We start from the raw sequence: 26,775 nt of genomic DNA, 5'->3' as shown, positions 1-26,775 counted from the left end.
AGGTGCCGACGGCCGTTGACCTTGCCGTTGGCGTCAGGGTTTGAGGATTCCCCGCATGGACAGCTCACTGCAGGACAAGGTGGTTATCGTTACCGGAGCCGGCACAGGCATCGGCCGTGCGACGGCGCGGATGTTCGCGGGCAAAGGCGCGCGGGTAGTGGCGGTGGGCCGCAGGGCGGAACTGCTGGCCGAGACCGCCACCGGCTTCGACGGCATCCATCCGGTGACCGCTGACGTCACCGCCGAGGATGCCGCGGAGGAGATCGTGCGCGGCGTCATGGAGTCACACGGTCGGTTGGACGTGCTGGTCAACAACGCGGGAATCGTTCGCAGCGCGGCGCTCGGGACGCTGACCAAAGATCTGATCGAAACGCAGATGACGACGAACCTGGTAGCGCCGATGCTGCTGGCGCAGGCCGCGTTGCCCGCGCTGGAGATTCGTGGCGGAGTGATCGTGAACGTGAGCACCTCGATTGGGCAGCGTGCTTGGCCGGGCAACTCGGTGTACGCGGCGACGAAGGTCGCCCTGGAACTGCTCACCCGTAGCTGGGCGGTGGAGTTGGCGCCGCGCGGGGTCCGAGTGGTCGCGGTGGCACCCGGCGGGATCGCGACCCCGATCGGTAGACATCAAGGGCTGTCGCCCGAGCAGATGACCGCGGTCAAGGAGTGGCAGACAGCCCATACGCCGCTGGGACGGATCGGCCGCCCCGAGGAGGTGGCGTGGGCGATCACGCAACTGGCCTCGCCACAGGCCTCATTCGTCACGGGAGTGGTGCTCCCCGTGGACGGTGGTGCGGTGGTCGCGTGATAGGACTGGCCGCGGAGGTGGGGTCGGTGCGAATCGGCGAGTTGGCGCGGGCCACGGGCACGACCGCGCGTGCGCTGCGGCACTACGAAGATGAGGGGTTGATCACCTCCAGGCGGGCACCCAACGGCTACCGGGTCTACGCCGAGGACGTGGTGGTGCGGGTTCGTAACATCCGCCATCTGCTGGCCGCCGGTCTCACCCTGGCAGATGTCCGTGCGTACCTGCCGTGCCTGGATGGTGACGTGGTGGCCACGCCCCCCTCGGACAGGGGCATTCAGATCGCGCTGGATCGCCTTGCCGCCCTCAATGAGCGCATTGCCGTCCAGATCGAGGCACGCGACCGGTTGGCGGCGACGCTGCGTCGGGTGACGAGGAAAAGATCCGCTCAGTCGCCTGATCCGCGTCCCACGGTCACAGCCACTCGTTGACGGTGGCGATGAGGACCGGGGCCTCGTAGATATCGGGTGGCCACGGCTCGGCGGCCGAACTTGATCGTATTCCGCTACCGCGGCGGGCGCGGTCGGGTGGACTGCCGCTGTCGTCGGCGCGTCTGCTTCTGGGGGGCAAGGTCCTGCTTCGACGGTTCCGGACGTTCGATGCGGGTGGGGTTTCCGCGTACGAGATCATCGTGGATGCGCCAGCGGTCGGTGGTGGCGGCGCGCTCTGCCGCCAAGTCGCCGTGCTCGATGGCCTGTCGCAGCAGCCGTATGGCGATGCGGCGGTTGAGGCTGAACTGCCGCTCGGTGTCGACCACGACGACGATCCCGGTGGGCCGGTGGGTCGCCCGTACGGCGGTGCTGGCTTTGTTGCGATGTTGACCGCCGGGGCCGCCGGTGCGGCAGGCGACGATGTCGACGTCTGCTTCGGCGAAGGTGGTGCGTGGGGTGTCGACCCGGCACGGTTGGGCGATGACGTACCAGTTCTTCCGTCCGGTGCCGGCCCGGTACGGGCTGGGAGCCTGCCAGCACAGGGTGCCGGTCCACGAGGCGGCGAACGCCTCGGCGCCGTCTCCTGAGATCTGGATGAGGACCGATCGGTAGGTGCCGGCCCGGTCCCCGGGGACAGCTCGGGTCCGATGGGTCTGCAGCCCCTGCCGGGTGGCGTCGGCTTCCAGGCGGTGCAGCAGCTGGGCCAGCGCCCAGGCACACTCCTGCGGGCCACGCCCGGCCGACAGGAGCAGGTGGACGCTCACGGCCGGCCTCGCTTGCGGCGGTGGTCCCGGGGGTCCTTTTTGGGTGTGGAGCCGAGGTCGGGCGTCTTGTAGGTGACCAGAGGGATGGTGGTGGCCACGGGCGTGGCCAGGTCGTGGTCGACGAGGTCGGCGATGACCTGCTCGATGCGCTTGTAGGCCGTCGGCGCCTCCTCGAAGAGGAGCTGGCGGTCGCCGCACACCACCAGTGATCCCATCGGTGTGCGGCGCAGCTCTTCGACCGTGTGCTTGGCACGGCCCCGGCGCAGGGCGTCCGCACGGGACATCTTGCGGCCAGCGCCGTGTGCCACGGAATGGTTGGCGTCCGGCCCGGCGTGGCCGGCCACCAGGTAGGAAGGGGTGCCTCGTGTACCGGCGACGAGCACGTCGCGGCCGTCGCCCGGCGCCGCCCCCTTGCGGTGCAGGTAGATCCCGTCGCGGACCTCGACCAGGTTGTGGCACTGGTCGACGATCGGCTCGGTGGGTTCGAACCCCAGAGCAAGAGCGACCCGGGCGGCCAGCAGCCGCCGGTTGAGTGATCCCCAGCGTACGGCGTCGTCATGCATCGTCAGGTAGGCCCCGGGATCAGGGGCGGGGCCGGCGCCATGGAGCTCAGTGTGTGCTCGCAGGATCCGTTCGCCCAAGCCCCGGGAGCCGCTGTGGACGATGAGGACCAAGTCACCGGTGGCGAGTCCGAGTCGGCTCGCGTGGTCCGGTTCGGAGACGGTCCCGATGCGCGCCAGCTCGACGAAGTGGTTGCCTCGGCCGACCGTTCCGAGGCCTTCGAGGTGACCGGCGGGGATATCGCCCTTCACAACGGCCCAGGCCGGGTCGTCGGCATCCTGCTCAGGGTCCAGCGGGCGATCGAGATCGGGGAACCGGGCGGCGAGCTTCTCGGGTACGGCGCGCTTGAGCGTGACAGGGAACACGGCGATGCCGCAACCGATGTCGGAGCCCACCAGGAACGGATACAGGACGGTCGAGGCCATGGCGGCGCCGATGGGGGCGCCCTTGCCGGGGTGCAGGTCCGGCATGGCGGCGACGTGCATCATGCCGTCGAGGGCGGCCACCTGGTGGCACTGCGCGACGGCATCGGACTCGATCCAACTGGTGGGGGAGGCGAACACGGCGACGGTGGCCGGCCCCGTGGCGGGGATGGACGGAGGCAGAAACTCCTGCCGGGAGTGTTGCTGAGACAAAGACGCTCTCTTTGCTGAAGAGATCATGGACGGGCGGCATCACGGGGCGAGTCGGCGCCGTGGCATCTCGAAGTGGAGCGGGGTGCTGTCCGTTAGAGCATCATGGGCACAACGTTTCCTGAGCCCGCCAGGCGAGGCAAGCGATTTTCGGCCGTACGGGCTTGCACGCCTGCACGCACCCCTCACGCAACGACGTGAGGGGCGCGCGTACGACATGCTGCGCACTCTTGGTGCCGTCGGTGAGCGGTGGCATGAGCCGGTGTTCCTGGCAGCGACCGGTGGCGCGCTGGTCGGTGGCGCGCTGGTCGGCGGCGGTGTGGCCTGGTTGGCCGGGGCCGCGAGTGTCGCGGACGGGTTCTGGATGGCGGGGACCGCGGTGGCCGTCGTGCCCGCGGTGGTGTGGGTGGTCGCCGCGTTGCGAAAGGGGCGGGCGGGCGTCGACCTGATCGTGGCGCTGGCGCTGGCCGGGACCCTGGCGGTCGGAGAGTATCTGGCCGGGGCGTTGATCGCGGTGATGCTGGACACCGGGCGGGCACTGGACGCGGCGGCGGAGCGCCGGGCGTCGCGTGACCTGCGTGCGTTGCTGGAACGCGCGCCGCGCGGCGGTTTTGGTGGTGGCGACCCCGTGCCCGCTGCTGCTGGCCGCTCCGGTCGCGATCGTGTCGGGGTTGTCGCGGGCGGCACGCCAGGGCGTCATCGTCCGGGACGGTGGGGCGCTGGAGCGGCTGGGACGGGCCCGCACTCTGCTGCTGGACAAGACAGGCACGTTGACCACGGGCCGTCCGCGGGTTCTGCAGGTCGCCGCCGCTCCCGGCCGGACACCGTCGGAGGTGCTGCGGCTGGTGGCGTCACTCGACCAGATGTCCGCTCACGTGCTGGCCGAGGCGATCGTCGTGGAAGCGCGGGCCCGCGGCTTGGCGTTGTCGGCGCCGCAGGAGGTCACGGAGGAGCCCGGCCGCCCACATGACCCGGGAGACAGGCTGGTCGGAATCCAGGGCAGGTGCGCGATGTCCGCCTCACTTCGTCCAGACGGCTTTCGCTCCGCTGTGGCCCGCCGCTACAACGGTGACAGTACTTCTTATCCCGCCGACCAGAGCCAGTACGGCCACTGCCACCGGTAGTGTGATCCGCCACCATGGCCTGGGCCCCGACGGCTCGCCCGGTGCCCGCCTGCCCCGCTCGGTGACGTAGACCCAGGCGCATATGGCCACGACGGCCAGCCACAGCACGATGACGAACGGCAACACCTGCTCACCCAGCCTGGCATGGTCTTCGACGAGTTCGCCTTCTCCGACCTTTTCCTCCAGCGTCTCGCCGCTGCCGACCGTCAACGGAACGGCTGCCAGCCCGATCGTGGCGACGAACAGCACCGCCGGCCACAGCCGGCGCGCCGCCGCAGGCCACAGGGCCATGAGGATCGCGCCGAGCGCGGCCAGCGGAACGAACGCCACGACGGCATGAGCGAACAGCGGATGCAAGGGCAGACCCAACACCATGCCCTCCCTTTCCCGGCCCGGCTCACAACGGACCGGCCTCGCCTGCTCACGACAGTCGGTCCAGGGCCTTCTGAAAAGCTTGGGCGTGTCGGGCCTCGTCCTTCGCATTGTGCGAAAAGCGCGTGGCCGCCCCGGTGTCTCCTGCCTCCTTGGCGCGCTTGGCGAAGGTCGGATACATGGTCCGCGACTCGTACCGCTCACCGGAGATCGCTTTGGTCAGGTTGGACCGCGTCGTACCGACGAGCCCTGCGAGCTTGGCCTCATCGGCGAAGTGTTCGCGCCGCTCCACCTGGGCGTTGCCCCGGAACAGGCGTGCCACGGCCGGGTTCTCGGCGTGTTCGGCATACAGCCGATACTTGGCGTAAGCCAATGCCTCGCCGTGCATGGCCGTATCCAGGTTGGCCTTGGTCCGCTGCGCCTGCACCTTCGGGGGACCGGCCGGGACCTGCGTCGGCTCCTCGACCTTCGACGGCGCCGGCACGCTGCCCTGGCCCGATTCCACCACGTGCAGTGCGGTGCTGAACTCCCCCCGGTGCACTCCTTCGTCCCGCGCGATCTCGGAGAAGCGCGTGGCCGCCGCACTGTCACCATCGGCTCGTGCCTGCTGAGCGAACCCCGGGTACATCTTCTGGGACTCATACGTCTCACCGCTCACCGCGTCACGCAGATTCGCGGCGTCGCTGCCCACCAGCCCACTCAGCGCCGCCTCCTCCTTGAAATGCTCCCCCAGCTCCACATCGGCGGTCCGCTCGAACAGCCGGCCCACCGACGGCAAGCCCTCCCGTCGAGCCTGCTTCGCATAGAGCCGATAGGAGGCGCTGGCGAACGCCTCACCCCGCATCGACTGCGCGAGATCGGCCAGGGTTTGCGAATTCGACACCCGCACCTGCGGACCGTCGGACGACCCGTCGTCCGACAGAGCCGGCATCGCGAACGCCCCACCTGCCGGGACGCTCAAGACAAGAGTGAACGCGCCGGTCACTAATGCGCGCTTCGAGAAGGGAACCATGCCTCGACCTCCTCGCCGGTTGACCATCACCGCCCACAGAGCGCGGCGTACCCGCCGAGGCGATCGGTAACGGCCGACCCCTTAAAGCCTCCGACACACGTACCTCGTCCAGTGCCAATGCAACTGGCGGCCTCGGCTCGGCGGGGTGGCTGAATGACACTGGCGAGGACCGAAGCCGGTAGATCAGCTGCGGCCGCCGCGCAGCACATCCCCAACAGGCGTCAGGACGACAACAAGGTGACGGCGACGAGGAATGTATCCTCCGGCTCCCTCACCCGGCGCTGGCTCGTGCCGCAGCACGCGATGTTTCCGACGGATCTGGCCACCCGTCACGAGCTGTTTCAGGTGTGAGGGAGTCAGGAGGCCAAGTAGTCGCCGTGCTCCAGGTCTTCGAGCAGTGTCGGGTGGGTGGGCGACCAGCCGAGCAGTTCCCGCGTGTGAGAGCTGGAGACAGGCCCGTCGAAGCCGTAGGCGGTGGCCATGAACGGGCTTACGAAGTGCGTGGCGGCCTCGTCGGGGGTCAGTGAGACCGTGGGCAGATCCAGGCCCTGGGCGATCGTCTCCGCGATGCTCTTCAGGGTGACGCCGCTTTCGGCCACTCCGTGCAGCACGCTGCCCGCGGCAGCCTTCTCCACTGCAAGACGGAAGAGAACCGCCGCGTCGAGCCGGTGCACCGCGGGCCACCGGTTGGTGCCGTCTGCGACGTAGGCCGAGACGCCGGTCTTTCGCGCGGTGGCGATGAGCATGGGGATGAAACCGTGGTCGTCCGGGCCGTGGACGGTAGGAGCGAGGCGGACCACGCTCGCGCGTACTCCCCGGGTGGCGAAGCTCAGACACGCTCGCTCACCCGCGATGCGGAAGGCGGCGATCCCGGCCGTGTCGGGCTCGTCCTTCTCGGTGGCCTCCCGGCCGGCGGGCATGACCAGGGTGCCCGAGGTGACGACGAGCGGCTTGCCCGAGTATTCCAACGGCCGGCCGAGCGCCTCGATCGCGGTCCGGTCGCGCCTCATCATGTCGTCGAGGTCGGAGAAGTCACCGCCGTAGGCCATGTGCAGGACGCCATCGGCGGCTTCGGCGCCGCTGCGCAGACTCTCGAGGTCGTCCAGGGAGCCGCGGTGGGGTGTGGCCCCCAGTGACTCCAGCCGGGCGGCGGCGGTGTCCGAGCGCGCAAGACCGGTGACGGTGTGGCCGGCCGCGATCAGCTCGGCGACGACGGCAGGGCCGGTCTGGCCGGAACCACCAGTGACGAAGACATGCATGAAACACTCTCCCGCTTAACGTCAGTGACTGGCGCTATGGAGCGCTGGTCGCTGACTGTATGTAGCGCCAGTTACTGGCGTCAAGTAGTGCCAGTGACTGACACATGCGGTATCCTCGGAGCGTGCCACGGAGCGGAGCAGAAGCGCGCCGCCGCCTTCAGCAGGCGGCCCTGGAGCTGTACCGGGAACGCGGGTTCGACCAGACCACCACGGCCGAGATCGCCGCCCGGGCCGGCGTCAACGAACGCACGTTCTTCCGGCACTTCCCGGACAAGCGCGAGGTGCTGTTCGACGGCGAATCCGACCTGCGCGCCGCGCTGATGCAGGCGGTGGCCGAAGCGCCCGAGGGTCTCCAGCCGCTCGAAACACTGCTCCGCGCCTTCCGGAAGGTCGAACGGATCCTTGAGGACAACCGCCCGTTCGCCGAACCACGGCTACAGGTCATCGCGGCGACACCGGCGCTCCGTGAACGCGACCTGGCCAAGGCGGCGGCGATCACCGAAGCCGTAGCGGAGGCGCTGCGGCAGCGCGGTGTCACCGACCGGCTGTCCGGCCTGGCTGCTCAGATCGGCTGGGCCGCCTTCCACCAAGCGATCCAAGCCTGGATCGACGACCCCTCGCAGAGCTTGGACGCACATCTCCTCCACGCCTTCGACGACCTGCGCGCCCTCTCCGCGACCGCCCTGCCGGCCCAGTAACGGCCTGAGCGAGCGCGTAGATCAGCCGGCTGCGGGTTGCCCGTCCCGGCTCGATCCAGGCCTGGAGTGCTAGACCGCGTAGACGGGGGCGAGATCGACGAATATGCGATAGTCCGAGATCAGGCCGTCGTCGCGGGTGCGCCAGATCGATACGGCTACGGCGCTCGCATCCTTGCCATCGAGCCTCCGGTAGGTCACCTCGGTCTCGGCGATGATGTCGGCATCCACCCGCCAGTTCCGCACGATCCGGTGGCGCAGGCCGCCGATGGTGGAGTAGAACTCCCGAAGCCCGGCGACGATGGCCTCACGCCCCACCAGCGGCTCGGCATTGCCGAACACCAGCGTGGCATCCTCGGCCAGCAGCCGCCCGAACTCGTCAGGATCGAACGAATCGACTGATCGGAACACGCGCCGCACCGCGTCGTCGGACATGCCGGTCCCCTCTCACGCAGATTCGATCGCTGATGGGGACGGTACGGGGCGAAGGGTGGCATACAACTAGCGCAAGGGTGTGGATCTTGTGGCCGAAGCCGACGGGCGGCGGCTCTGGTGCCCGCCACTTGCCTTGCGTGTGCGGGCAGGGGCTGCTACCTGGCAGCGCCTTGCACCACTGTTTGCATGTAGCTTTCTATCGGGAAGAAGGCACTTCAGAGTGCGTACGGCGGGCGCGGATGAGAGGAGCGGCGGATGGCGACGATGACGGCGGCCCAGCAGAGGGCACAGGCCAAGGTGGAGTACGACGCCTTCGTGGCGGCCTGCCCCAGTCGCAAGCTGCTCGACCGGATCTCCGACAAATGGGTCACGCTGATCCTGGCCGCGCTCGGCAGCGACAGCGCGCATCAGCCGGGCGCCGACTGCGCCGGTGAGCGCCGCGTCGGCGAACCTCGCGCGATGCGCTACTCGGAGCTGGCCCGCCTGCTGGCCGGCATCAGTCAGAAGATGCTCACCCAGACGCTGCGATCCCTGGAACGCGACGGCCTGGTGGCCCGCACCGTGGTGCCGACCGTGCCCGTCACTGTCTCCTACGAGCTGACCGATCTCGGTCTGTCGCTGTACGAGATGATGCGCGGCCTCAAGGCATGGGCCGAGGTGCACATGGACGAGGTGCTCGTCAACCGCGAGACCTACGACAGCCGCGTCGCCTGACGGAGCACCACGCCAGTGGGAGAGCCCTCGAAAGCCGCCGTCAGCGGCCGATCTTGTCCAGTTCGGCGAGATCCTCGTCGGAGAGTGAGAGTCCCGCGCCTGCGACGTTCTCGCGCAGGTGCGCCACCGACGAGGTGCCGGGGATCAGCAGGATGTTCGGCGACCGCTGCAGCAACCAGGCCAGGGCGACAGACATCGGCGTCGCGTCCAGCCGGGCGGCCACGGCCGACAGCGCCGAGGACTGCAGCGGGCTGAAGCCGCCGAGCGGGAAGAAGGGCACGTAGGCGATGCCCTGCTCGGCGAGCTCGTCGATGAGCTCGTCGTCCTGGCGGTGGGCGAGGTTGTACATGTTCTGCACGCACACGATCGGCGCGATCGAGCGTGCCTCGGCGACCTGCTCCGCCGTCGCGTTGCTCACGCCGAGGTGCCGGATCAGGCCCTGCCGCTGGAGTTCGACGAGCGTCTCGAACGCCTCGGCGAGCGACCCGGGCTTGGGGCCCTGGGCGTCGCCGAGCCGAAGGTTGACCACGTCCAGCGTCTCGAGGCCGAGGTTCTCCAGGTTGAGGCTGACGGCTCGGCGCAGGTCGTCGGGCTTACGTGCCGGGGGCCAGCCGCCCCGCTCGTCCCGGGTCGCGCCGACCTTGGTCACGATGTGCAGCGAGTCGGAGTAGGGGTGCAGCGTTTCGCGGATCAGCTGGTTGGTGACGTGCGGCCCGTAGGCGTCGGCGGTGTCGATGTGGGTGATGCCGAGGCCGACGGCTTCGCGCAGGACGGCGAGCGCGCCGTCACGATCGGCGGGCGGGCCCATGACCCCGGGGCCGGCGAGCTGCATGGCGCCGTAGCCGAACCGGGTGACGGTCAGGTCGCCCAGGGGCCAGGTGCCGCCGGGAAGCGAGGCGGAGAGCGTGCTCATTGACGTGCCTTTCGTGGTGAAACAGAGGTGGTGCCTGACAGCGCCTTGCACCATCATGGGTGCGTAGCTTTCTCACGGGAAGAACGCACTTCAGAGTGCGTAAGTCACCCACAGGTGAGGCGAGCCGCAGGAGGCGACGATGATCGCTCGGCGTCGGGCGGGGCCTCCCTCGACTGTCACCCACTCCTCGTCGATCTGCGGCTTGGCGATGTCACCGGCCAGGAGACCGGTCCTGGGCCTGGCCGGGCCGGTCACTCACCGTGCGCTTGACGTGCGGCCTGCGCGGTGACGCGTTCGATGGCCTTGACGGCGACATCGGGCTGGTCGACGTAGATGTAGTGCTCACTGTTCTTGGCCGTGCTCAGCTTGCTGTCGCTCGACAGCGCGAGCCACTTGCGCTGGCCCGCGGCCCACGCTTGCTCCAGGCGCGGCCCGTATTCGGGAAGGGCCGCGAGGTACTGCTTCCCATGCTGGATCACCTCCACCGGAATGTCTCCGGCGGAACGGACCTTGCCGTCGGTCATGACGAGCTTCTCCGGGTTCTCGCCCTGGAATACCGCGAGGTTCTGTGCGCGCAGCTCGGCCGCCGGGCCGGTGGCGGACTCGGGGATCGCCTTCTCGATGTCGTCCAGCATTGTGGGCGGGGTGGCGTCCATCAGGACCAGCCCCTTGACCCTGTCCTGGTGGTCGGGGGCGTACCTCGCGGCGATCAGCCCGCCCAGTGAGTGCCCGGCCAGGACGACCGGGTTGTCACCGGCGACGCGGTCGAGCACCCCGGTCAGGATCTTCCCGGTGCTCGAGAAGCTCTGCGGGCCGTCCGGCTGGTCGCTCGCGCCCGAGCCGAGCCGGTCGTAGGAACAGACCCGGTTCTGCTCGCTCAGTGTCTTCTGGATGGCGGCCAGCTTGTCCAGCCCGTCGCCTGCCCCGTGCATCAGCATGATGACCGGCTCGCCCTTCTTCGGGTCGCCCGAGCAGGACACGTTCACCGACCGGCCCGCGACATGGATCTTCTCGGTGCCGGAGATCGGGGCGGCGTCGGCTGTTTTCGTGGTGGCGGGGGCCATGGGGTCCCAGTTGTCCAACGCGTCGCCGTCGCAGCCGGCGATCCCCGCTCCGAGCGCGGTGCAGCACAGCGCGGCCGCAACGGTTGTCCTGATCCTGCGGAGCATGAGGTCCTCCAGTGAGGGGTTCGACGCCGGGGTGATGCGCACGGCGGTGCGGTGGGAAGTCACGGAGCGCCGTGGCTGCGTCGTAACGCTACGGATCGGGCGGTCCGGGATCGTCACCGCACAGTGGACATTCACCGGTAGCTCCTGTGGGGGACAAGCACGGGCCCACAGGGGAGGGCCGCGCTCCGCCGTGCGGGCCCGGACCTGGCGCCCCGGGGGAGTGTCCGACGCGGACTTCGATCGCGGTGATGCCGGCCACCGGCGCGGACGTCCGACGCGGCGGCGGTGCGTGCTCGCCGGTCGGTTCGCCGGCATGACGGCTCCTGCCATTCCGGACCGGTATCGCAAATCGGCCGGTAGATTCCGGTCTGAAAATTTCACGGTTCAGTAAGACGTTCGCGCAGTTCAGCTGCTCACTGGTCCGCCCTTGCTTGACCCCTGCCGGGGGCGGAACAACACTCCGCTGGAGTGTTATCTCTCCGCGTGACCACTTGAGCGGTCCGCATCCCATCGCATTCACGTGCCGGTCCATACGAGCAATTGTTAGCGCTAACAACAATAGTGCCGATAACAAGATCAAGGTCTGCCCCGATGGCGACGCCACCGGCGCCGTCCGGGCCGACGGGACCGAGAAGGTGCGGGAATGGCACCACCGAGCAGGAGGAGACCTGATGCACGATCAGAAGGAGCCCGTGGGCGGCGAGCGGAAGTTGCTGAGCCGCAGATCCGTCCTGACGACGATGGGGGCCTTGCCGGTCATCACGGCCGCGGCGTCGGTCCTGGGGGCCACGGAGGCCGCGGCGGCCACCGCGACCGTCAATCCGTCGGCGCAGCGGCAGACGATCAAGGGCTTCGGCGGCATGACCCACGCGGCCTGGGCCGGCGACCTGACAGCCGCCCAGCGGGAGACGGCGTTCGGCACCGGCGAGGGCAAGCTGGGGTTCTCCATCCTGCGGATCCCCGTCGGCGAGAGCCAGTCGGACTTCGGCCGTGACCTGGCGACGGCGAAGCGTGCGGCCGAGCTCGGGGTGACCGTTTTCGCGTCGCCGTGGAACCCTCCCGCCAGCATGATCGAGACCTTCAACCGCTCAGGTCAGACCAACGCGAAACGGCTCAGGTACGACCAGTACGCCGCGTACGCCCAGCATCTCAACTCTTTCAGCACGTACATGAAGAACAACGGGGTGAACCTGTACGCCATATCCGTGCAGAACGAGCCCGACTACGCGCACGACTGGACGTGGTGGACCTCCACCGAGATGGTCAGGTTCCTGCGGGAGAACGCCGGCTCGATCAACACCAGGGTCATGGCGCCCGAGTCCTTCCAGTACGTCAAGAGCATGTCGGACCCGATCCTCAACGACTCCACGGCGCTCGCCAACGTGGACATCATCGGCGCCCACCTCTACGGCACGCCGTACTCGAACTTCCCCTACCCCCTCTTCAAGCAGAAGGGCGCGGGCAAGGAACTCTGGATGACCGAGGTGTACTACCCCAACAGCACCGACTCGGCCGACACCTGGCCCCAGGCGCTCGACGTGGGCGAGCACATGCACCGCGCCATGGTGGAGGCCGAGTTCCAGGCGTACGTCTGGTGGTACATCCGGCGCAGCTACGGCCCCATGCGGGAGGACGGCCAGATCAGCAAGCGCGGCGCCATCATGGCGCAGTTCGCCAGGTTCGTCCGCCCGGGTTATGTGCGGATCGACGCGACGGCGAACCCGGCGACGAACGTCTACGTCTCGGCGTACCGGAGTGGCAACACCGTCGTCATCGTCGCCATCAACAAGAACACCTCCGCGGTGAGCCAGCAGTTCACCGTGGCGAACGCCGGCTCGGCCGGTGTCTCGTCCTGGGTGACCGACGGGAGCAGGAACGTCGCACCCCAGGCGGCGACCAGCATGTCGAACGGCTCCCTCACCGTCACGCTTCCCGCCCGCAGCATGACGACCTTCGTGACCAGCCTCAGCGGCGGCCAGTCGCCCAGCCCGTCGCCCGTCGTGTCGCCCCCGGTGTCACCCAGCCCCTCGCCCGCCACGTCGCCCAGTGGCGGCACCGGGACGGGGCAGTTCCGGGTCGCCTACACGATGAACTCCTGGGGGGACGGCTTCACCGCCAGCATCAGCATCACCAACACCGGGACCTCGACGGTCAACGGCTGGACGCTGGCCTTCACCCTGCCCTCCGGCCAGTCCATCACCTCGGGCTGGAACGCCACCTACTCGCCGTCCAGCGGTCAGGTGAGCGCGCGCAACGTCAGCTACAACGGCACGCTCGCCCCCGGGGCCACCGTCGACATCGGATTCCAGGCCTCCCACAACGGCAACACCTCCAAGCCGACCTCCTTCACCCTCAACGGCACCCCCTGCGACGTCGTCTGACGGGTATCTGAAACACCCGTGCGGCCCCTCCGGCGCGGGAGGGGCCGCATGCGGACGCGTCAGCGTGCCCGGGCCGGCGGAGAGCCCGTGATCACGCCGTTTTCACCTCGGGGGCCAGGAGCCGCTCGAGGGCGCCGGCGGCGGCCGTCTCGCCTCCGGCGGCGCGGAGCCGGGCGCCGACCCGCTCGGCCTGTCGCTTTCTCGCGATGGCCGCGCGTACGGCCAGGCGGAGGCCGTCGGGGGTGAGACGGGAGACCGGCAGCCTGGTTCCGGCGCCGGCTTCGATGACGCGGCGGGCGACTTCGAGCTGGTCTCTGCCGAACGGAACGACGCACACCGGTACGCCGTGGAGCAGGGATTTCTGCGTGATCCCCATGCCGCCGTGGCACACCACGGCCGACGCCCGCTTCAACACCAGGCTGTGCGGTACGAACCGTTCGAGATGGACGTTGGCCGGCCGGCGGAACCGGCCGGGGTCCAGGGACGCGGTGGTGACCACCACGTCGTACGGCTCGTCTTCCAGAGCGTCGAGCGCGGTCTGGATGAGCTTGCCGTCGTCCTGGAACACCGTCGAGATCGTGACGAGCACGACGGGCCGCTCCATGCGCGCCAGCCAGTCAGGCTCGGGCTCCCCCGCCGCCGGATCCCAGTCGGCGGGGCCGACCATGCGCACAGAGGCGGGCAGGTGCGTACGCGGGTATTCCAGCGGCTCGGCGGTGTAGCTGAGCACCAGGGGCGCCAGCATGTACAGGTCGGGGACGTGCCTGACGGGGCGCAGGCCGAGCTCGCGGCGCAGGGCGTTGATCGGGGGCAGCGCCATATCGAAGATCGGCAGGGCCGACTTGGCGAGGACGGCGTCCCGCAGCCGGGCCGGCAGGCTGCGGGAGGGCTTCAGGCCGAGGCCGAACGGCGGTGCGTCCGGGGTGGTCAGCGGCAGCAGGAAGGTGGCGGCCTGCGCCCAGGGGACGCCGGACGCCTGCACCGCGGCGGCGGCGCCCCAGCAGTTGTTGTCGATCAGAATCGCGTCGGGCGGCGCGTCCTTCATGGCCCGCTTGATGTCGTCGACCTCGTGCCGGGCGCGGTCGACGAACATGGCCACAGACCGGCGCATGGCGCCGACCGGGGTGCGGGCCTGCCAGGTGTCGTCGGGCCGCGCCTCGATCTCGGGGGCGATCGCCTCGGCGTCGAAGCCGAGCTCGTGCAGGAGGGGAAGGTGGTCCCGCTCGGCCCGGACGACGACCTCGTGGCCGCGGCGGCGCAACTCCTGAAGGGTGGGGATCAGGGGGTACAGGTGCCCGCTGCCGGGCGCGGTGTAGGCCAGATAACGGCTCATGCCACCTCCTCGCCTTCGGCTCGGAGCGGCATGCGCCAGACGCTGTGTTCCCTGATTCGCTCGCTACGCTCGCTCATCGCCGTCACGTCCAGCGCCCGATGCCGACGGCCTGCGCGCCGTCGAGCAGCTGCTCGCGAAGCTGGACCCGGCGAATCTTCCAGGTGCCGGTCCGTGGGAAGTCCTCCCAGCGGATCTGGATCGGCTCGGCCAGCGGCGGCAGGTCCACCGTGGCCGCGGCCCAGGCCCGGGGGTCGAGCGGGACGTCCTCGTCCGTGCTGAGTACGGGGACGGGCAGGCCGCCCGCGACGGGCAGAATGACGACCTCGGTGGTCTGCGGCAGCCGGTCGAGCAGGACGTCTTCCAGCTCGATCGCACTGCCGCCGGGAATGCGGTCGATCTCTCTGTCGACCAGGCGGACCGCGCCCCACCGGTTGATCACGCCGAGGTCGCCGGTGTTCCACCACACGCCGTTGCGCTTGAGGTCGTGCCGGTCCTGTTCTCCGACATAGGCCAGGCAGCGGCCGGGCTGGGAGATCTCGATCAGGCCGACCTCGCCGTGCCGTACGGGGCGGCCGGTCGCGGGGTCGACGGCGCGGACCTTGGCGACGGACGGGAGCGGCCAGCCGAGCACCTGGGTCGGCGGCGGCCGCAGACCGCGCCGCTTGACCGAGCCGCGCAGGTAGGGGCGGATGACCAGGGCGCCGTTCTCGCTCTGGCTCCACGACTGCACCCAGACCGGAGCCCGCCGGTCGGTGGCGGCGAGGAAGGTGCGGATCGTGCGGGTGTGGATCGCGTCGAAGGAGTTGATGAACAGCCGCACGCCGGCGAACGGCCTGGCCGGGTCGCGGGCCAGCTTCTCCCAGAACAGATAGATGTTGGGCAGGGTTTCGACGACGGTCGGCCGGTGCCGCAGCAGCAGGTCCTTGACCGCCGGGGACCTGGGATCCGACAGCATGAGCATGCGCGGGGCGACGGTGGCCATGGCGGGCAGGCCGGTGGTCATGCGCTGGTGGCAGAAGGGGTCGCAGAAGACCATGACGTCGTCGGCGCGCAGCCCGAACTTGGGCCAGCGTTCCGCCTCGACCAGAGCCAGCGAGTACGCCGAGTCCGCCGAGTGCATGACCAGCTTGGGGATGCCGGTCGTGCCGGAAGTGTGAGTGATCACCATGGGCTCGTGCGGCGGACGCAGCGCCGGGGCCACGGCCGGAGCGCCTTTCAGGGAGGCGAGCCGGACGAGATCGGGCCGCTCGTCGTAGGAGTCGACGCAGATCGTCATCGCGGTCAGGCCGGCGACGACGTCCGGGCCGATCCCGCAGCTGTCGACGTGGGCCCGGTCGGTGACGAGGAAGGGCCGCTCCAGGCGGGTCAGCAGCGCGCGGGCGGCCTCGGGGCCGAACGTGCCCGACAGCATCGCCGGCACGGCGCCGATGCGCGCGGCGGCGCAGCCGAGCAGGGCGACGTCGAGGTGGTTGGCCTTCATGATGGCGACCCGGTCCCACGCCCGCACGCCCGCGGCGTGCAGCCAGGCCGCCGCATCGTCCACCAGCGTGGCCCATTCGGCGTACGTGCGCTCGACCGGCCCGTCTGGGTCGATGTCACAGGGCCGGTCCACGATGACCAGCTGGGCGGGGTTGCGCCGGGCGGCCACGTGCCAGACCTCGCCCATGTGCCCGGTGGCCGGCACACGGGAGAAGGGGGTGAAGCGCCTGCGATACCGGGTGGGCGTGTAGTCGGTCAGGAAGCGGGGGATCGTCGGGGGCTCGGTGGCCGAGGTCATGGTCGTCTCTCCAGGTAGGCGTCGGGCTGCTGGTCCGTCTCGGTCGCGGCCTGGTGGAAGTCGCGGCGCCTGATGAGCGCGAGTCCGAACACGGCGCCCACGACCGCGATCCATCCGGCGACGTTCATCACGGCGTTGACCCCCGCGACGGGTCCCGCCGTTCCGGCCTTCGCCAGGGCGGCGATGCCCAGGGCCACGCCGCCCTGCTGGAAGGTCTCGCTCACACCCGAGGACATCCCGGCCCTCGACAGCGGGACCAGGTCGACCGCGGTGGCGGCGCGTGCCGGGTTGAACAGGCCCATGCCGAGACCGGCGAGCAGCATGCCGGGCAGCAGCGCGGTCCACGGGGAGCCCGTCTCCACGTCGGTCACCAGGAATCCCGCGCCGACGGCAAGGCTGCCGCCGCCGATGAGCAGCGCGGCCGGGATCCGGGCGGCGAACGTCCCCGTCACCGCGGCGGCGACGAACAGCACCAGGGTGAAGGGCAGGAAGCGCAGGCCGGTCTCGAACGAGGTGTGGTGCAGGGTGTTCTGCAGGTAGAGCACCATGAACAGCAGGGCCGCGTAGACGGCGGCGTTCACGGCCACCGTCGCCAGGGACAGACCGGCGAACGACCGGTTGCGGAACAACCCCAGATCGAGCATGGGCTCGGGGCGTGCCCGCTCCACCAGCACGAAGGCGACCAGCAGGACCGCCGCGCCGGCCAGCAGCGTCACGATGAGGACGCTTCCCCAGCCCGCCTCGGCGCCGCGCATGAGCGCGAACACCAGCATGACCAGCGACGAGGACAGCAGCGCCGCCCCGGGCCAGTCGACACCGCGCCAGTCGATCCGGCCGCCCGCGGCGCGCGACTCTTCGGCGCGCGCCAGCATGACCAGGGCGACGGCCAGGCCGATGGGCACGTTCAGCAGGAACACCCAACGCCAGCTGACCTCCGTCAGAGCCCCGCCGATCAACGGGCCGACGGCGACGGCCAGCCCGGTGACGCCGCCGGAGACGCCGAAGGCGATGCCGCGCTCCCGGCCGTGGAAGGCGTTGGCGATCAGGGCCGGCGCGACGGCGTACATCACCGCGCCGCCGACCCCCTGGAACGCGCGGGCCACGTTCAGCATGAGCGGGGCGCCGGCCAGGCCGCACAGCAGGGACGCGGCGGTGAACAGCGCCAGCCCGGCGACGAAGATCCGGCGCCGGCCGAGCCGGTCGGCCAGCGATCCGGCGGTCAGCAGGAACGCGGCCAGGGTGAGCGCGTAGGCGTCGATCACCCAGGCGAGGTCGAAGAAGGTGGCGTGCAACGTCCGCTGGATGTCGGGGAGCGCCACGTTGACCACGGTGACGTCCAGCAGGAGCATGAACGTCGCCATCGACACCGCGCCGAGCATCCACCACCTGTTCGGTCTCATGGCGCCGGCGGGGTGGGTATGAGCCTGGCCCGCATCGTCACCCTCCCACCCCGGCCGGGACGTGGAAGGTGGTCGCCTGACCGGTGAGGCCCGTCAGGATGCGCTGGAGGTTCTCCACCAGCGTGCGCTCGGCGATCGGATCGATGATCGGGGCCAGGCTCGGCATGCCCAGGTCGAACTCGGCGTAGAACGCGATCGTGACGTCGCGATCGCGCGGCTCGACCTTCCAGTGGCCGTCGAAGCGCTCGAAGTCGCCGTCGGTCTGGGTGAAGGTGATGGTGCGCTCGACCGGGTCGACGACGTCGCGCTCGGACCAGCGCAGGATTCCGTTGCGGAAGTTCACCGCCCAGTCCGAGTCGAGGACGCCGCCGCCGGCCTGGCGTACGTGGACCTCGCGTACGGCTTCGGTGAACTCGGGGTAGCGCGCGAAATCGGCCAGCGTCGCGAAGACTGCGTCGGCGTCGGCGGCAGGGACGAGGGCTTCCAGGGTGACCTGTCGCATCAGAACAGTCCTTTCACGGCGGCGGAGGCGTCGGCGAAGGCGGTCAGCAGCCAGGTGACGTCGGTGTCGGTGAGGATGGCGGGTGGGGTGAGACGGATGACCTTGTGCGCGTTGAGGCTGTGATTGACCAGCACGCCCCTGTCCAGCAGCTCCAGCATGTAGGCGCCCGCCACGTGCTCATCGCGTGTCTCCAGGCCGATGAGCAGCCCCGCGCCGCGAATGCCGGTGACCAGCGCGGGGGCGATGGCGCGCAGTCCGTCGAGCAGGGTCTGTCCCAGGACGGCGGCGCGGTCGACCAGGTTCTCGGCGGTGATGGTCCGCACCGCGGCCAGGGCGGCGGCCATCGCGATGGGCGAGGCGGCGAAGGTGGAGGTGTGCAGGAACGGGTCACGATCGAAGGGCGCGTAGGCGGCGTCGGTGGCCACCATCGCGGCGACCGGCACCACTCCGCCGGACAGGCCCTTGCCCACGAGCAGGATGTCCGGGGTGACGGCTTCGCGGTCGGCCCCCCACCAGCGGCCGAGCCGGCCCAGCCCGGTCTGGATCTCGTCCAGCACGAAGAAGGCGCCCTGTGCGCGGCAGATCCGCTGGACGTCGGTGAGGTAGCCGTCCGGCGGGATGTTCACGCCGCCCTCGCCCTGTATCGGCTCCAGCACCACGCAGGCGTCCGGCCCGACCACGCCCGCCAGCGCCGCGGCGTCGCCGTACGGCACGTGCGTCACCTCGGGCAGCAGCGGCCGGAACGGCGCCTGGTAGAGCTCCTTGGCGGTGAGGGCCAGCGCCCCCGTGGTCTTGCCGTGGTAGCCGTCGACGGCCGAGATCAACCGCGTCTTGCCGTGGGCGCGGGCCAGCTTGATGGCGGCCTCGGTGGCCTCGCTGCCGGAGTTGACGAAGTGCGTCCGGTTCAGGCCGGGCGGGGTGACCGCGGCCAGGGCGGCGGCGGCCTCGGCCGCGACCGGTTCCAGCAGCAGCCGGGTCGCCATGGGGTGGGTACGGACCTGCGCGACGACGGCTTCCACCACGGCCGGGTGGGTGTGACCGAGCAGGAAGACGCCGTACCCGCCGCAGTCCAGAAACCGCCGGCCGTCCGCGCCGAAGACGTGCGCGCCGTGGGAGGAGAGCTCCACCTGGCCGCCGGTCATCTCCGCCAGCCGGGCGCGGCCCCTGCTCAGGTGGCGCCGGTAGAGGTCGAGCACGGCGGTCGCGGAGCCCTCCGCCTGGATGGTCATGCCGGCACGCCTAGCTGAGAGCCCTCATGCGTGCGGCCCTCATCCGTGTGGCTCTCATCCGTGCGGCCCTGAACCACGGCGGGCGACGGCGGAACGCGGACCGGCTTCACGCCGCCACCTCGCTGTCCCGCAACAGGCCCTTGGCCTGCGCGTAGTGGCGCAACGAGGCGACGAAGGCGTCCCGCAGGGCGGAGGTGGACGGCGCGACGATGCCGGGCACGCGGTCGCACGAGCTCTCGAACGGCTGCGGGGTGCAGAACAGCGCGGTCATCGCCAGCATGTCGTCGAATCGGCGGCGCTGCCATTTGGGCAGCGGGTCGATGAAGACCGGGCGGATCAGCCGGTCCACCATGTCCTGGGAGACCAGCCGGGGCGCGTTCAGCTCCAGGCCGAAGCCGCGGCCGGTCTCCAGGGCCAGCTCGACCATCTGATCCACGGTGAGCGCGGCCTCGCCCGCCGTGATCCAGAAGTCGCCGTCGGTGACCCCGGCCCGCAGCAGCCCGGCGACGGCTCCGGCGATCAGGTCCTGCGGGAGGAAGTCGATCCGGGAGCCGGGCTGCAGGGGGAGCAGGGGCAGGGCGTTCTTGAACACCGCGCCCGCGATGCCGTGCAGGCCCTGGAACTGGGCGATCCGCCCGGTGGCCGAGTCGCCGATGACCACGCTCGGGCGGATGACGGTGGCGGGCACACCGGAGTCGCGGACCAGCCGTTCCGCGGCCCGTTTGCTGTCCAGGTAGACCTCCGGGCGCGCGGTGCCGCCGTCGTCGCGGGCCAGCTCGGTGCGCGCCACGAACGCGGTGCTGATGTGGTGAAGGGGCACGTCCGCTCGCTGAGCCAGGGCGATCACCTCCCCGGTGCCGCGCACGTTGACGTCGCACGTCGCGTCCTTGCCCGCGCCGAACGCGGTGACCGCGGCGCAGTGGACGATCGCGTCGACCCGGCGGACGAGTTCGTCGTACTCCTCGCGATCCAGCCCGAATCTCGAGAGGGTCAGATCGCCGCGGATGCTGAGCACATGGGGGCCGGTCACCGGCCTCTTGTGGGTCAGGCAGATGACGTTGTGGTCGCCGAGCTCGGTGAGCAGCGCCTGGCCGACGACGCCGCCGGCGCCGGTCAGCAGGACGGTGGGGCGGGCCGTGAAGTCGATGCCCGACATCGGATTCTCCCTTCAGGCCACGCGTAAGGGCTGGCCCGCGAAGTAGTCACACAGCTGCTGGGACATGCGCGTGCGGGACGGCGGGTGGAACATCAGCGCGGTGGAGGCCGCCGACAGATAGGCCACGTCGCCGGAGCCGATGTAGGCCATGCCTCCCAGCAGTTCGGTCGCACGACGCGCGATGCGGCCGATGGCGTCCTGGACGGCGTAACGGGCGCACAGCGCCGTGGCGAACATGTCCTGACCGCGCTCGCCGTCGCCCATCGCCCTGGCGACCCCCTCCAGGGTGGTCATGGCCGCCTCCGCCTCGACGACCAGAGCGGCCCGTTCGACGGCGTCGGCCTTGCCGGCCGCCAGCACCCGCTCGGCCAGCGCGCTGGCCACGCCGAGATAGGAGGCGCTCACCAGCAGCTCGAACCACAGGAACGTGCCGCTCTGCAGGTCATCGAGCCGCTGGTCGTCGGTGGTGTTGTCGGTCATGACGACCAGATGCCGCGACACTTCGACGTCCTTGAGCACGACCTCGTCGCTCTCGGCTCCGGCGAGCACGAAGCTGTTCCAGAACGGCCGGATCTCGATGCCGGGGCTGCCCGCCGGGATGAGCACGACGGCGAGCCGGTCGCGGCCCTCGTCGTCGGTCACCGCCACCGAGGCCGTGAGCATGTCCATGGAGCGCGACAGGGTGCAGGGCTTCTTGGAACCGGACACGACCAGGTTGTCGCCGCGCCGTACGGCCCGCAGGGCCGGGGACAGGATCGCGGCTCCGGTGCGGCCCTCGGCGAAGCCGGAGGCCAGCAGCAGGTTCTCCCGGGCGATGGCCTCGAGCAGCATCCATTCGAAGCCGGTGCTGGTCTGGCTGACCTCGACGAGGCCGGCGACGGAGAAGCCGTGCATGGTGGCGGCGATCGCGAGCGAGGGAGAACGGCTGCCCAGGGCCCGCTGGACGCGGATGGCCTCCACCGGTGTGGCGCCCAGGCCGTGATACTCGGCCGGCACCAGCAGTTTCGGACCGCCGGCGGCCTTGAACGCGGGCAGCCCCGGGTTGCCGGGCCGTTCCAGATCGGCCAGCGGGATGGTGGCGAGCATGTCGTCGAGGCCGGGCATGAATCGCTCCAGCGCCGCCCGCTCTTTCGCCATGAACTCCATGGGTTCCCCTCCTCAGGTAACCCCTGACGGCCTACATGGAGGAGGCCGTGCAGCACTCACCGGCAAGGAAAACGTATTTCCGCCCTTATGTGAGGGGAATGAAAGTAAGGAGAATGAAAGCTGTTAGGAACGCCGGAAGCGGACGCCCTCCGCGGTATGCCGTAGGGCGCCGACGGCCCTCCGATCCTTCCCGCCGGTGGTCGCGAGGGTGGCGTCCGCGTGCGGCGAGCACGACCTGCGGGGCCATGTCATGCTCGCCATCCTGATCACCGGTGTCCGCCCGTTCGGTCCGGCGTCCCACGTGGTCGTACGTGCCTTCGCGCGTAGGGGGATTACCGGTTCATCCACATTGACCTGCCAGGAGTATCCTGCTCCGCACGTGTCCGACCTCTCCCACGCGTTGTGGGGCCCGCCGCGCGGCAGCGGCACGGTACGGAGGCCGGTGCGGGTGGGCTGGGCTCGGCGTGGACGAAGGGGTGTCAAGTGACGCGCTGTGAGGACGCTGAGCAGGGGCCGTCGCCGTCGGCCGGTGCCGAAGTGTTCGCCGCCGACGACGAGATCGGCCGGGATCTGGCGTTGGTGGACTGGCGGGCGACGCCGCTCGGGCCGCCGGAGGAATGGCCGCAGAGCCTGCAGACGGCGGTGAGCATCCTGCTGTCGTCCCGCTTTTCCATGTGGATGGCGTGGGGACCGCAGCTGACGTTCTTCTGCAACGCCGCCTACCGTCGTGACACGCTGGGCCGGAAATACCCGTGGGCGCTGGGCCGGCCCGCCAATGAGGTGTGGGCGGAGATCTGGGACGACATCGGCCCGCGGATCGAGGCCGTGCTGGCCACGGGGAAGGCGACCTGGGACGAGGCGCTCCTGCTGTTCCTGGAACGGGCGGGCTACCCGGAGGAGACCTACCACACCTTCTCCTACAGCCCCCTCCGGGACGACTCCGGCACCGTGGTCGGCATGCTGTGCGTCGTCAGCGAGGACACCGAGCGGGTCATCGGTGAGCGGCGCATGGCGACCCTGCGGGACCTCGGCTCCGATCCCAGCGTGGTCCGCACCGAGCAGGAGATGCTGGCCTTCGCCTGCCGCCAGCTCGGCCGCAACCAGAAGGACCTTCCGTTCACGTCGACCTACCTCTTCGAGGACGGCGGCGGGGCGCGGCTGGCCGGGGTGACCGGGATCCCGGCCGGGCATCCGGCCGCTCCCCTCACCCTGCCGGCCGACGACCCGGACTCGGTGTGGCCCGCGACGACGCTGGCCCGGGGAGAGCCGGTGCTCGTGCCGCTCGACGGCTCCCCGTTCGCCGCTCTCCCGGCCGGAGACTGGCCGGAGCCGCCCGCGCAGGCGCTGGTGGTTCCGCTGCTGCAGCAGGGCAGCGCGCCGTACGGGTTCCTCGTGGCCGCGCTCAACCGGTATCGCTCCGTGGACGATAGTTATCGCGGGTTCGTCGAGCTGGCCGCGGGGCATGTCGCGGCGGGTGTGGCGAGCGCGCGCAGCTACCAGGCCCAGCAGCGGCGGGCGGAGGAACTGGCCGAGCTCGACCGTGCGAAGACCGTCTTCTTCTCCAACATCAGTCACGAGTTCCGCACGCCGCTGACCCTGATCATGGGACCGGTGGAGGAACTGCGCGGCCGTCTGCAGGGAGCAGACCCGCAGGTGCGCGAGGAGCTGGAGGTCATCCGCCGCAACGGGTTGCGGCTGGGCAAGCTGGTCAACACCCTGCTGGACTTCTCCCGGATCGAAGCCGGCCGGATGCAGGCCAGCTACGAACCGGTCGACCTGGCCATGGTCACCGCCGAGCTGGCCAGCCTCTTCCGCTCCGCCATCGACAAGGCCGGCCTGGACTTCCGGGTCGACTGCCCTCCCCTGGACGAGCCGGTGTACATCGACCGCGGCATGTGGGAGAAGGTCGTGCTCAACCTGCTCAGCAACGCGCTGAAGTTCACCTTCGAGGGGGGGATCGGCGTCGAGGTGCGCGGGGAGGGCACCCACGCGGTGGTGACCGTCACGGACACGGGCATCGGCATCCCGGCCGGCGAACTGCCGCGGTTGTTCGAGCGGTTCCACCGCATCGAGAACGCACGCTCGCGGTCCAACGAGGGAAGCGGTATCGGGCTGGCCCTCGTGCAGGAGTTGATCGGCCTGCACGGCGGCACCATCACCGCCGACAGCGCCGAGGGAGAGGGCACCCGCTTCACCATCCGCCTGCCGTACGGCTCCGCGCACCTGCCCGACGAGGCGATCGTGACGGCCGGCACGGGCGCCGGCTCCACCGCCGCGGACCCCTACGTCGAGGAGGCGCTGCGCTGGCTGCCGGGGGACGACACCGGAGAGGCGGCCGGCGACCCGGTGGGCATGCCGTCGCACTCCCCCGCGCGATCCGGGGGCTCGGCCGCCCCGGCGCGTGTGCTGGTCGCCGACGACAACGCCGACATGCGCGGTTACCTCGTCCGTCTCCTCAAGGGCGCCGGCTACCTCGTGAACACCGCCGGCGACGGGCAGGAGGCTCTGGAGGCCATCCGCGCCGACGTCCCCGACCTCGTGGTCAGCGACGTCATGATGCCTCGCATGGACGGCCTGTCCCTGGTCGCGGCGCTTCGGGCCGACGCGCGCACCGCGGCCGTCCCCGTGGTGTTGCTGTCGGCCAGGGCCGGCCAGGAGGCGTCCATCGAGGGTCTGCAGGCCGGAGCCGACGACTACCTGGTCAAGCCCTTCGCCGCGGCGGAGCTGCTCGCGCGGGTGCGGGCCACCATGGACATGGCGCGGCTGCGCCAGCACCAGGCGCGCTGGCGCACCGCGCTCGTGGACTCCATGCAGGAGGCGTTCTTCGTCTGTGACGAGAACGGCGCCGTCGTCGAGATCAACAGCGCGTTCGCCGACATCCTCGGCTACGGCCCCGAAGGCCTGCCCTACACGCCGATCCATCCGTGGTGGCCGGACGCCGCCACCGATCCCGAGGCCCACGAGCAGGCTGGAGACGCCTTCAGCGGCCTCGTCGGGCCCGGCCAGGGCAGCTACACGATTCCCGTCACCCACCGCGACGGGCATCGGTTGTGGGTCAGTGTCACCTTCAACAAGGCGCAGGATCCCGACACGGGGCGTGAGGTTGTCGTCGGCACCTTCCGCGACGTCACCGCCGAGCACTACGCCATCCAGCGCGAGAGCGCCCTCGCCTCGCTGAGCACCAGCCTGTCGCAGGCCGCGAGCCTGTCCGACGCGCTGACCGGCGCCCTGCGGGAGCTGCGGGACCTGTGGCGCGCCCGGTCCGTGCTGGCCGCGGTCTTTGATCACGACGGGGAGGCGGCGACCCTGACCGCCTCCGGCGCGTCCGTGGACTGGCAGGGCCTGCCGGCCGGACACCGTCGGATGCTCGCCGGCTTGCTGCGGCGGCCTCTGCTCACCCCGGTGGCCGACGAGAGTGGGGCCGGCATCCTTCTCGAGCATCCCGACGGCCCGATGGCGCTGTGGATCGATCCGGGTGACCGGCCTTTCACGAGCGAGGACCAGTTGCTGTTGTCGCTGCTGGCCGGCCGTCTCGCGCAGGGACTGGTCCGCGCCCACCAGATCGACCAGCAACGCGAGACCGCGATCGCGCTGCAGCGCGCCATCCTCGGTCCGGCCCAGCTTCCCGAAGGGTTCGCCGTACGCTACGAGCCCGCCACCCGGCCGCTGGAAGTCGGCGGCGACTGGTACGACACCGTCGCCCTGCCCGGCGGACGCATCGGCATCGTCGTCGGCGACTGTGTCGGGCGGGGAGTGGAAGCCGCCGCCGTCATGGGACAACTGCGCAGCGCCTGCCGTGCGCTGCTGCTGCAGGACGACAGCCCGGCCCGCGTGCTCATGGCCCTGGACCAGTTCGCCGCCGGCGTCACCGGCGCCAAGTGCACCACCGTCTTCTGCGGCGTCCTCGACCCGGAGACCGGGCACCTGTCCTACTCCAGCGCCGGGCATCCGCCGGGCATCCTCGCTCACCCCGACGGCAGCACCGGCCTGCTCGACGGCGGACGTTCCGTTCCCCTGGCCGTCCGCCCGGGCGCGACCCGGCCGGAGAGCGAGACGGTCATTCCCGCGCGAGCCACGCTCATGCTGTACACGGACGGGCTGGTCGAACGCCGTCGCCGGCCTTTGTATACGGGCATCGACCAGGCCAGCCAGGCCGTACAGGACGGGCGGAACACCGCCGTCGACGACCTCGCCACGCAGGTGATGATCCGGCTGGCGCCCGCCGACGGCTACGACGACGACGTCGCTCTGCTGCTCTATCGGCACCCGGCCCCGCTGGAGATGACCTTCCCGGCCGAATCGTCCCAGCTCGCGCCCGTCCGCAAGGCCCTGCGCAGCTGGCTCGGCCAGTGCGACCTACCCACTCAGATCGTGCAGAACATCCTGGTCGCCGCCGGTGAGGCCTGCGCCAACGCCATCGAGCACGGTCATCGCCACACTCCGGGGGACACGGTGCGCCTGCGGGCCGAGGCGTCCGTCGACGAACTGCGCCTCGTCGTCGCCGACAGCGGCCGCTGGAAGTCCCCGCAGCCGGAGGCGAACGCCCACCGCGGCCGCGGCGTCGCTCTCATGCGCGCCATGATGCAACAGGTCACCATCACCCCCGGCCCGTACGGCACGACCGTCGACATGCAGATGAGGATCGCCTGATGACCACGCCCCTCACTCTCACCCCCGGGGTCGGCCCCGACGGCGCCGCTCTCCTGACGGTCGCCGGTGAGATCGACATGAGCAACACCGGCGCCCTCGCCGCCGCGCTCGACCGCACCCCGGGCCCCCTGGTCCTCGACCTGACCTCCGTCGACTATCTCGACAGCGCGGGCCTGAGCGTGCTGTTCGACCACGCCGAACGCATCACTCTCATCGCCAACCCCCTGCTGACACCCGTCCTGACCGTATCGGGACTCGCCGGCCTCGCCACCGTTCACGACGGCGACCCCGGCCTCGGGTAGGGCGGGCGTTTCT

The 26,775-nt window shown here is 70.3% G+C and carries 24 protein-coding genes; 9 read left to right on the top strand and 15 right to left on the bottom strand.

Annotation, left to right across the window (positions count from 1 at the left end; all coding sequences use genetic code 11):
• Window positions 1-55 precede the first annotated feature (55 nt).
• Window positions 56-808: an SDR family oxidoreductase gene (locus AB0O28_RS03830; protein ID WP_363635935.1), complete on the top strand. Its 753-nt coding sequence runs from the start codon at window positions 56-58 to the stop codon at window positions 806-808.
• A 26-nt stretch (window positions 809-834) separates the two neighbouring features.
• Window positions 835-1,236, top strand: a complete 402-nt coding sequence (locus AB0O28_RS03825) for a MerR family transcriptional regulator (RefSeq protein ID WP_363635933.1) — start codon at window positions 835-837, stop codon at window positions 1,234-1,236.
• A gap of 74 nt (window positions 1,237-1,310) precedes the next feature.
• Here the strand turns inward: AB0O28_RS03825 and prfH are convergent, their stop codons facing one another.
• Together prfH and AB0O28_RS03815 are read right to left on the bottom strand one after the other, a co-directional pair.
• Window positions 1,311-2,000 carry a peptide chain release factor H gene (gene prfH / locus AB0O28_RS03820; RefSeq protein ID WP_363635931.1) on the bottom strand — a complete coding sequence of 230 codons (690 nt, stop codon included), beginning with the start codon at window positions 1,998-2,000 and terminating at the stop codon, window positions 1,311-1,313.
• The gene (locus AB0O28_RS03815; RefSeq protein WP_363635929.1) at window positions 1,997-3,196 is read right to left on the bottom strand and encodes an RNA ligase RtcB family protein; all 1,200 of its coding nucleotides are present in this window, start codon (window positions 3,194-3,196) and stop codon (window positions 1,997-1,999) included. The genes prfH and AB0O28_RS03815 overlap by 4 nt, the downstream gene beginning before the upstream one ends.
• A gap of 566 nt (window positions 3,197-3,762) precedes the next feature.
• Here AB0O28_RS03815 and AB0O28_RS03810 point away from each other — a divergent pair.
• Entirely contained in the window at window positions 3,763-4,317 is a 555-nt protein-coding gene (locus AB0O28_RS03810) for a hypothetical protein (protein WP_363635927.1), read from the top strand.
• Here AB0O28_RS03810 and AB0O28_RS03805 read toward each other — a convergent pair.
• Both AB0O28_RS03805 and AB0O28_RS03800 read right to left on the bottom strand, forming a co-directional pair.
• Window positions 4,213-4,692, bottom strand: a complete 480-nt coding sequence (locus AB0O28_RS03805) for a hypothetical protein (protein ID WP_363635925.1) — start codon at window positions 4,690-4,692, stop codon at window positions 4,213-4,215. The genes AB0O28_RS03810 and AB0O28_RS03805 overlap by 105 nt on opposite strands.
• Before the next feature lie 46 nt (window positions 4,693-4,738).
• Complete coding sequence (locus AB0O28_RS03800) at window positions 4,739-5,701, bottom strand: rubrerythrin family protein (protein WP_363635923.1); 963 nt, start codon at window positions 5,699-5,701, stop codon at window positions 4,739-4,741.
• A 153-nt stretch (window positions 5,702-5,854) separates the two neighbouring features.
• Between AB0O28_RS03800 and AB0O28_RS03795 the strand changes: the two genes are divergently transcribed.
• Window positions 5,855-6,052, top strand: coding sequence for a hypothetical protein (locus AB0O28_RS03795; RefSeq protein WP_363635921.1), 198 nt, complete (start codon window positions 5,855-5,857; stop codon window positions 6,050-6,052).
• A gap of 5 nt (window positions 6,053-6,057) precedes the next feature.
• On the opposite strand, the gene AB0O28_RS03790 is transcribed toward AB0O28_RS03795, so the two are convergent.
• Window positions 6,058-6,960 carry an SDR family oxidoreductase gene (locus tag AB0O28_RS03790; protein ID WP_363635919.1) on the bottom strand — a complete coding sequence of 301 codons (903 nt, stop codon included), beginning with the start codon at window positions 6,958-6,960 and terminating at the stop codon, window positions 6,058-6,060.
• Window positions 6,961-7,082: 122 nt separating this feature from the next.
• On the opposite strand from AB0O28_RS03790, the gene AB0O28_RS03785 reads away from it, so the two are divergent.
• Window positions 7,083-7,658, top strand: a complete 576-nt coding sequence (locus tag AB0O28_RS03785; protein WP_363635917.1) for a TetR family transcriptional regulator — start codon at window positions 7,083-7,085, stop codon at window positions 7,656-7,658.
• A 69-nt stretch (window positions 7,659-7,727) separates the two neighbouring features.
• Here AB0O28_RS03785 and AB0O28_RS03780 read toward each other — a convergent pair whose 3' ends face one another.
• Window positions 7,728-8,090: a nuclear transport factor 2 family protein gene (locus AB0O28_RS03780; RefSeq protein WP_363635915.1), complete on the bottom strand. Its 363-nt coding sequence runs from the start codon at window positions 8,088-8,090 to the stop codon at window positions 7,728-7,730.
• A gap of 255 nt (window positions 8,091-8,345) precedes the next feature.
• On the opposite strand from AB0O28_RS03780, the gene AB0O28_RS03775 reads away from it, so the two are divergent.
• On the top strand, window positions 8,346-8,804 hold the full coding sequence (locus tag AB0O28_RS03775; RefSeq protein WP_363635913.1) for a helix-turn-helix domain-containing protein: 459 nt from the start codon (window positions 8,346-8,348) through the stop codon (window positions 8,802-8,804).
• Window positions 8,805-8,844: 40 nt separating this feature from the next.
• Here AB0O28_RS03775 and AB0O28_RS03770 read toward each other — a convergent pair whose 3' ends face one another.
• Both AB0O28_RS03770 and AB0O28_RS03765 read right to left on the bottom strand, forming a co-directional pair.
• On the bottom strand, window positions 8,845-9,717 hold the full coding sequence (locus AB0O28_RS03770; RefSeq protein ID WP_363635911.1) for an aldo/keto reductase family oxidoreductase: 873 nt from the start codon (window positions 9,715-9,717) through the stop codon (window positions 8,845-8,847).
• Window positions 9,718-9,968: 251 nt separating this feature from the next.
• Window positions 9,969-10,928, bottom strand: a complete 960-nt coding sequence (locus tag AB0O28_RS03765) for an alpha/beta fold hydrolase (RefSeq protein ID WP_363635909.1) — start codon at window positions 10,926-10,928, stop codon at window positions 9,969-9,971.
• Between the two features lie 629 nt (window positions 10,929-11,557).
• On the opposite strand from AB0O28_RS03765, the gene AB0O28_RS03760 reads away from it, so the two are divergent.
• Window positions 11,558-13,267: a cellulose binding domain-containing protein gene (locus AB0O28_RS03760; protein WP_363635907.1), complete on the top strand. Its 1,710-nt coding sequence runs from the start codon at window positions 11,558-11,560 to the stop codon at window positions 13,265-13,267.
• A gap of 91 nt (window positions 13,268-13,358) precedes the next feature.
• Here the strand turns inward: AB0O28_RS03760 and AB0O28_RS03755 are convergent, their stop codons facing one another.
• The 7 genes from AB0O28_RS03755 to AB0O28_RS03725 form a co-directional block, all read right to left on the bottom strand.
• Complete coding sequence (locus AB0O28_RS03755) at window positions 13,359-14,600, bottom strand: nucleotide disphospho-sugar-binding domain-containing protein (RefSeq protein WP_363635905.1); 1,242 nt, start codon at window positions 14,598-14,600, stop codon at window positions 13,359-13,361.
• A gap of 82 nt (window positions 14,601-14,682) precedes the next feature.
• Complete coding sequence (locus tag AB0O28_RS03750) at window positions 14,683-16,377, bottom strand: class I adenylate-forming enzyme family protein (protein ID WP_363635903.1); 1,695 nt, start codon at window positions 16,375-16,377, stop codon at window positions 14,683-14,685.
• A complete protein-coding gene (locus AB0O28_RS03745) occupies window positions 16,374-17,777 on the bottom strand; it encodes an MFS transporter (protein ID WP_363635901.1) in 1,404 nt (467 codons plus the stop codon). Before AB0O28_RS03745 ends, AB0O28_RS03750 begins: the two co-directional genes overlap by 4 nt.
• Window positions 17,778-17,814: 37 nt before the next feature.
• Entirely contained in the window at window positions 17,815-18,279 is a 465-nt protein-coding gene (locus tag AB0O28_RS03740) for an SRPBCC family protein (protein WP_363635899.1), read from the bottom strand.
• Window positions 18,279-19,508 (bottom strand): aminotransferase class III-fold pyridoxal phosphate-dependent enzyme, encoded by a 1,230-nt coding sequence (locus AB0O28_RS03735; RefSeq protein ID WP_363635897.1) that lies wholly within the window; start codon window positions 19,506-19,508, stop codon window positions 18,279-18,281. The genes AB0O28_RS03740 and AB0O28_RS03735 overlap by 1 nt, the downstream gene beginning before the upstream one ends.
• A 106-nt stretch (window positions 19,509-19,614) precedes the next feature.
• Window positions 19,615-20,664: an SDR family oxidoreductase gene (locus tag AB0O28_RS03730; protein WP_363635895.1), complete on the bottom strand. Its 1,050-nt coding sequence runs from the start codon at window positions 20,662-20,664 to the stop codon at window positions 19,615-19,617.
• A gap of 12 nt (window positions 20,665-20,676) precedes the next feature.
• A complete protein-coding gene (locus tag AB0O28_RS03725; protein ID WP_363635893.1) occupies window positions 20,677-21,810 on the bottom strand; it encodes an acyl-CoA dehydrogenase family protein in 1,134 nt (377 codons plus the stop codon).
• A gap of 483 nt (window positions 21,811-22,293) precedes the next feature.
• Between AB0O28_RS03725 and AB0O28_RS03720 the strand changes: the two genes are divergently transcribed.
• Both AB0O28_RS03720 and AB0O28_RS03715 read left to right on the top strand, forming a co-directional pair.
• Window positions 22,294-26,460 carry a SpoIIE family protein phosphatase gene (locus tag AB0O28_RS03720; RefSeq protein ID WP_363635890.1) on the top strand — a complete coding sequence of 1,389 codons (4,167 nt, stop codon included), beginning with the start codon at window positions 22,294-22,296 and terminating at the stop codon, window positions 26,458-26,460.
• Window positions 26,460-26,762 (top strand): STAS domain-containing protein, encoded by a 303-nt coding sequence (locus AB0O28_RS03715; RefSeq protein ID WP_363635888.1) that lies wholly within the window; start codon window positions 26,460-26,462, stop codon window positions 26,760-26,762. The genes AB0O28_RS03720 and AB0O28_RS03715 overlap by 1 nt, the downstream gene beginning before the upstream one ends.
• Window positions 26,763-26,775: the final 13 nt, after the last annotated feature.

The organism is Microbispora sp. NPDC088329 (genome assembly GCF_040685655.1).
Classification (GTDB): domain Bacteria; phylum Actinomycetota; class Actinomycetes; order Streptosporangiales; family Streptosporangiaceae; genus Microbispora.
Note: the sequence above shows the minus strand (reverse complement) of the source record. Positions and strands in the feature narration are given on the sequence as shown.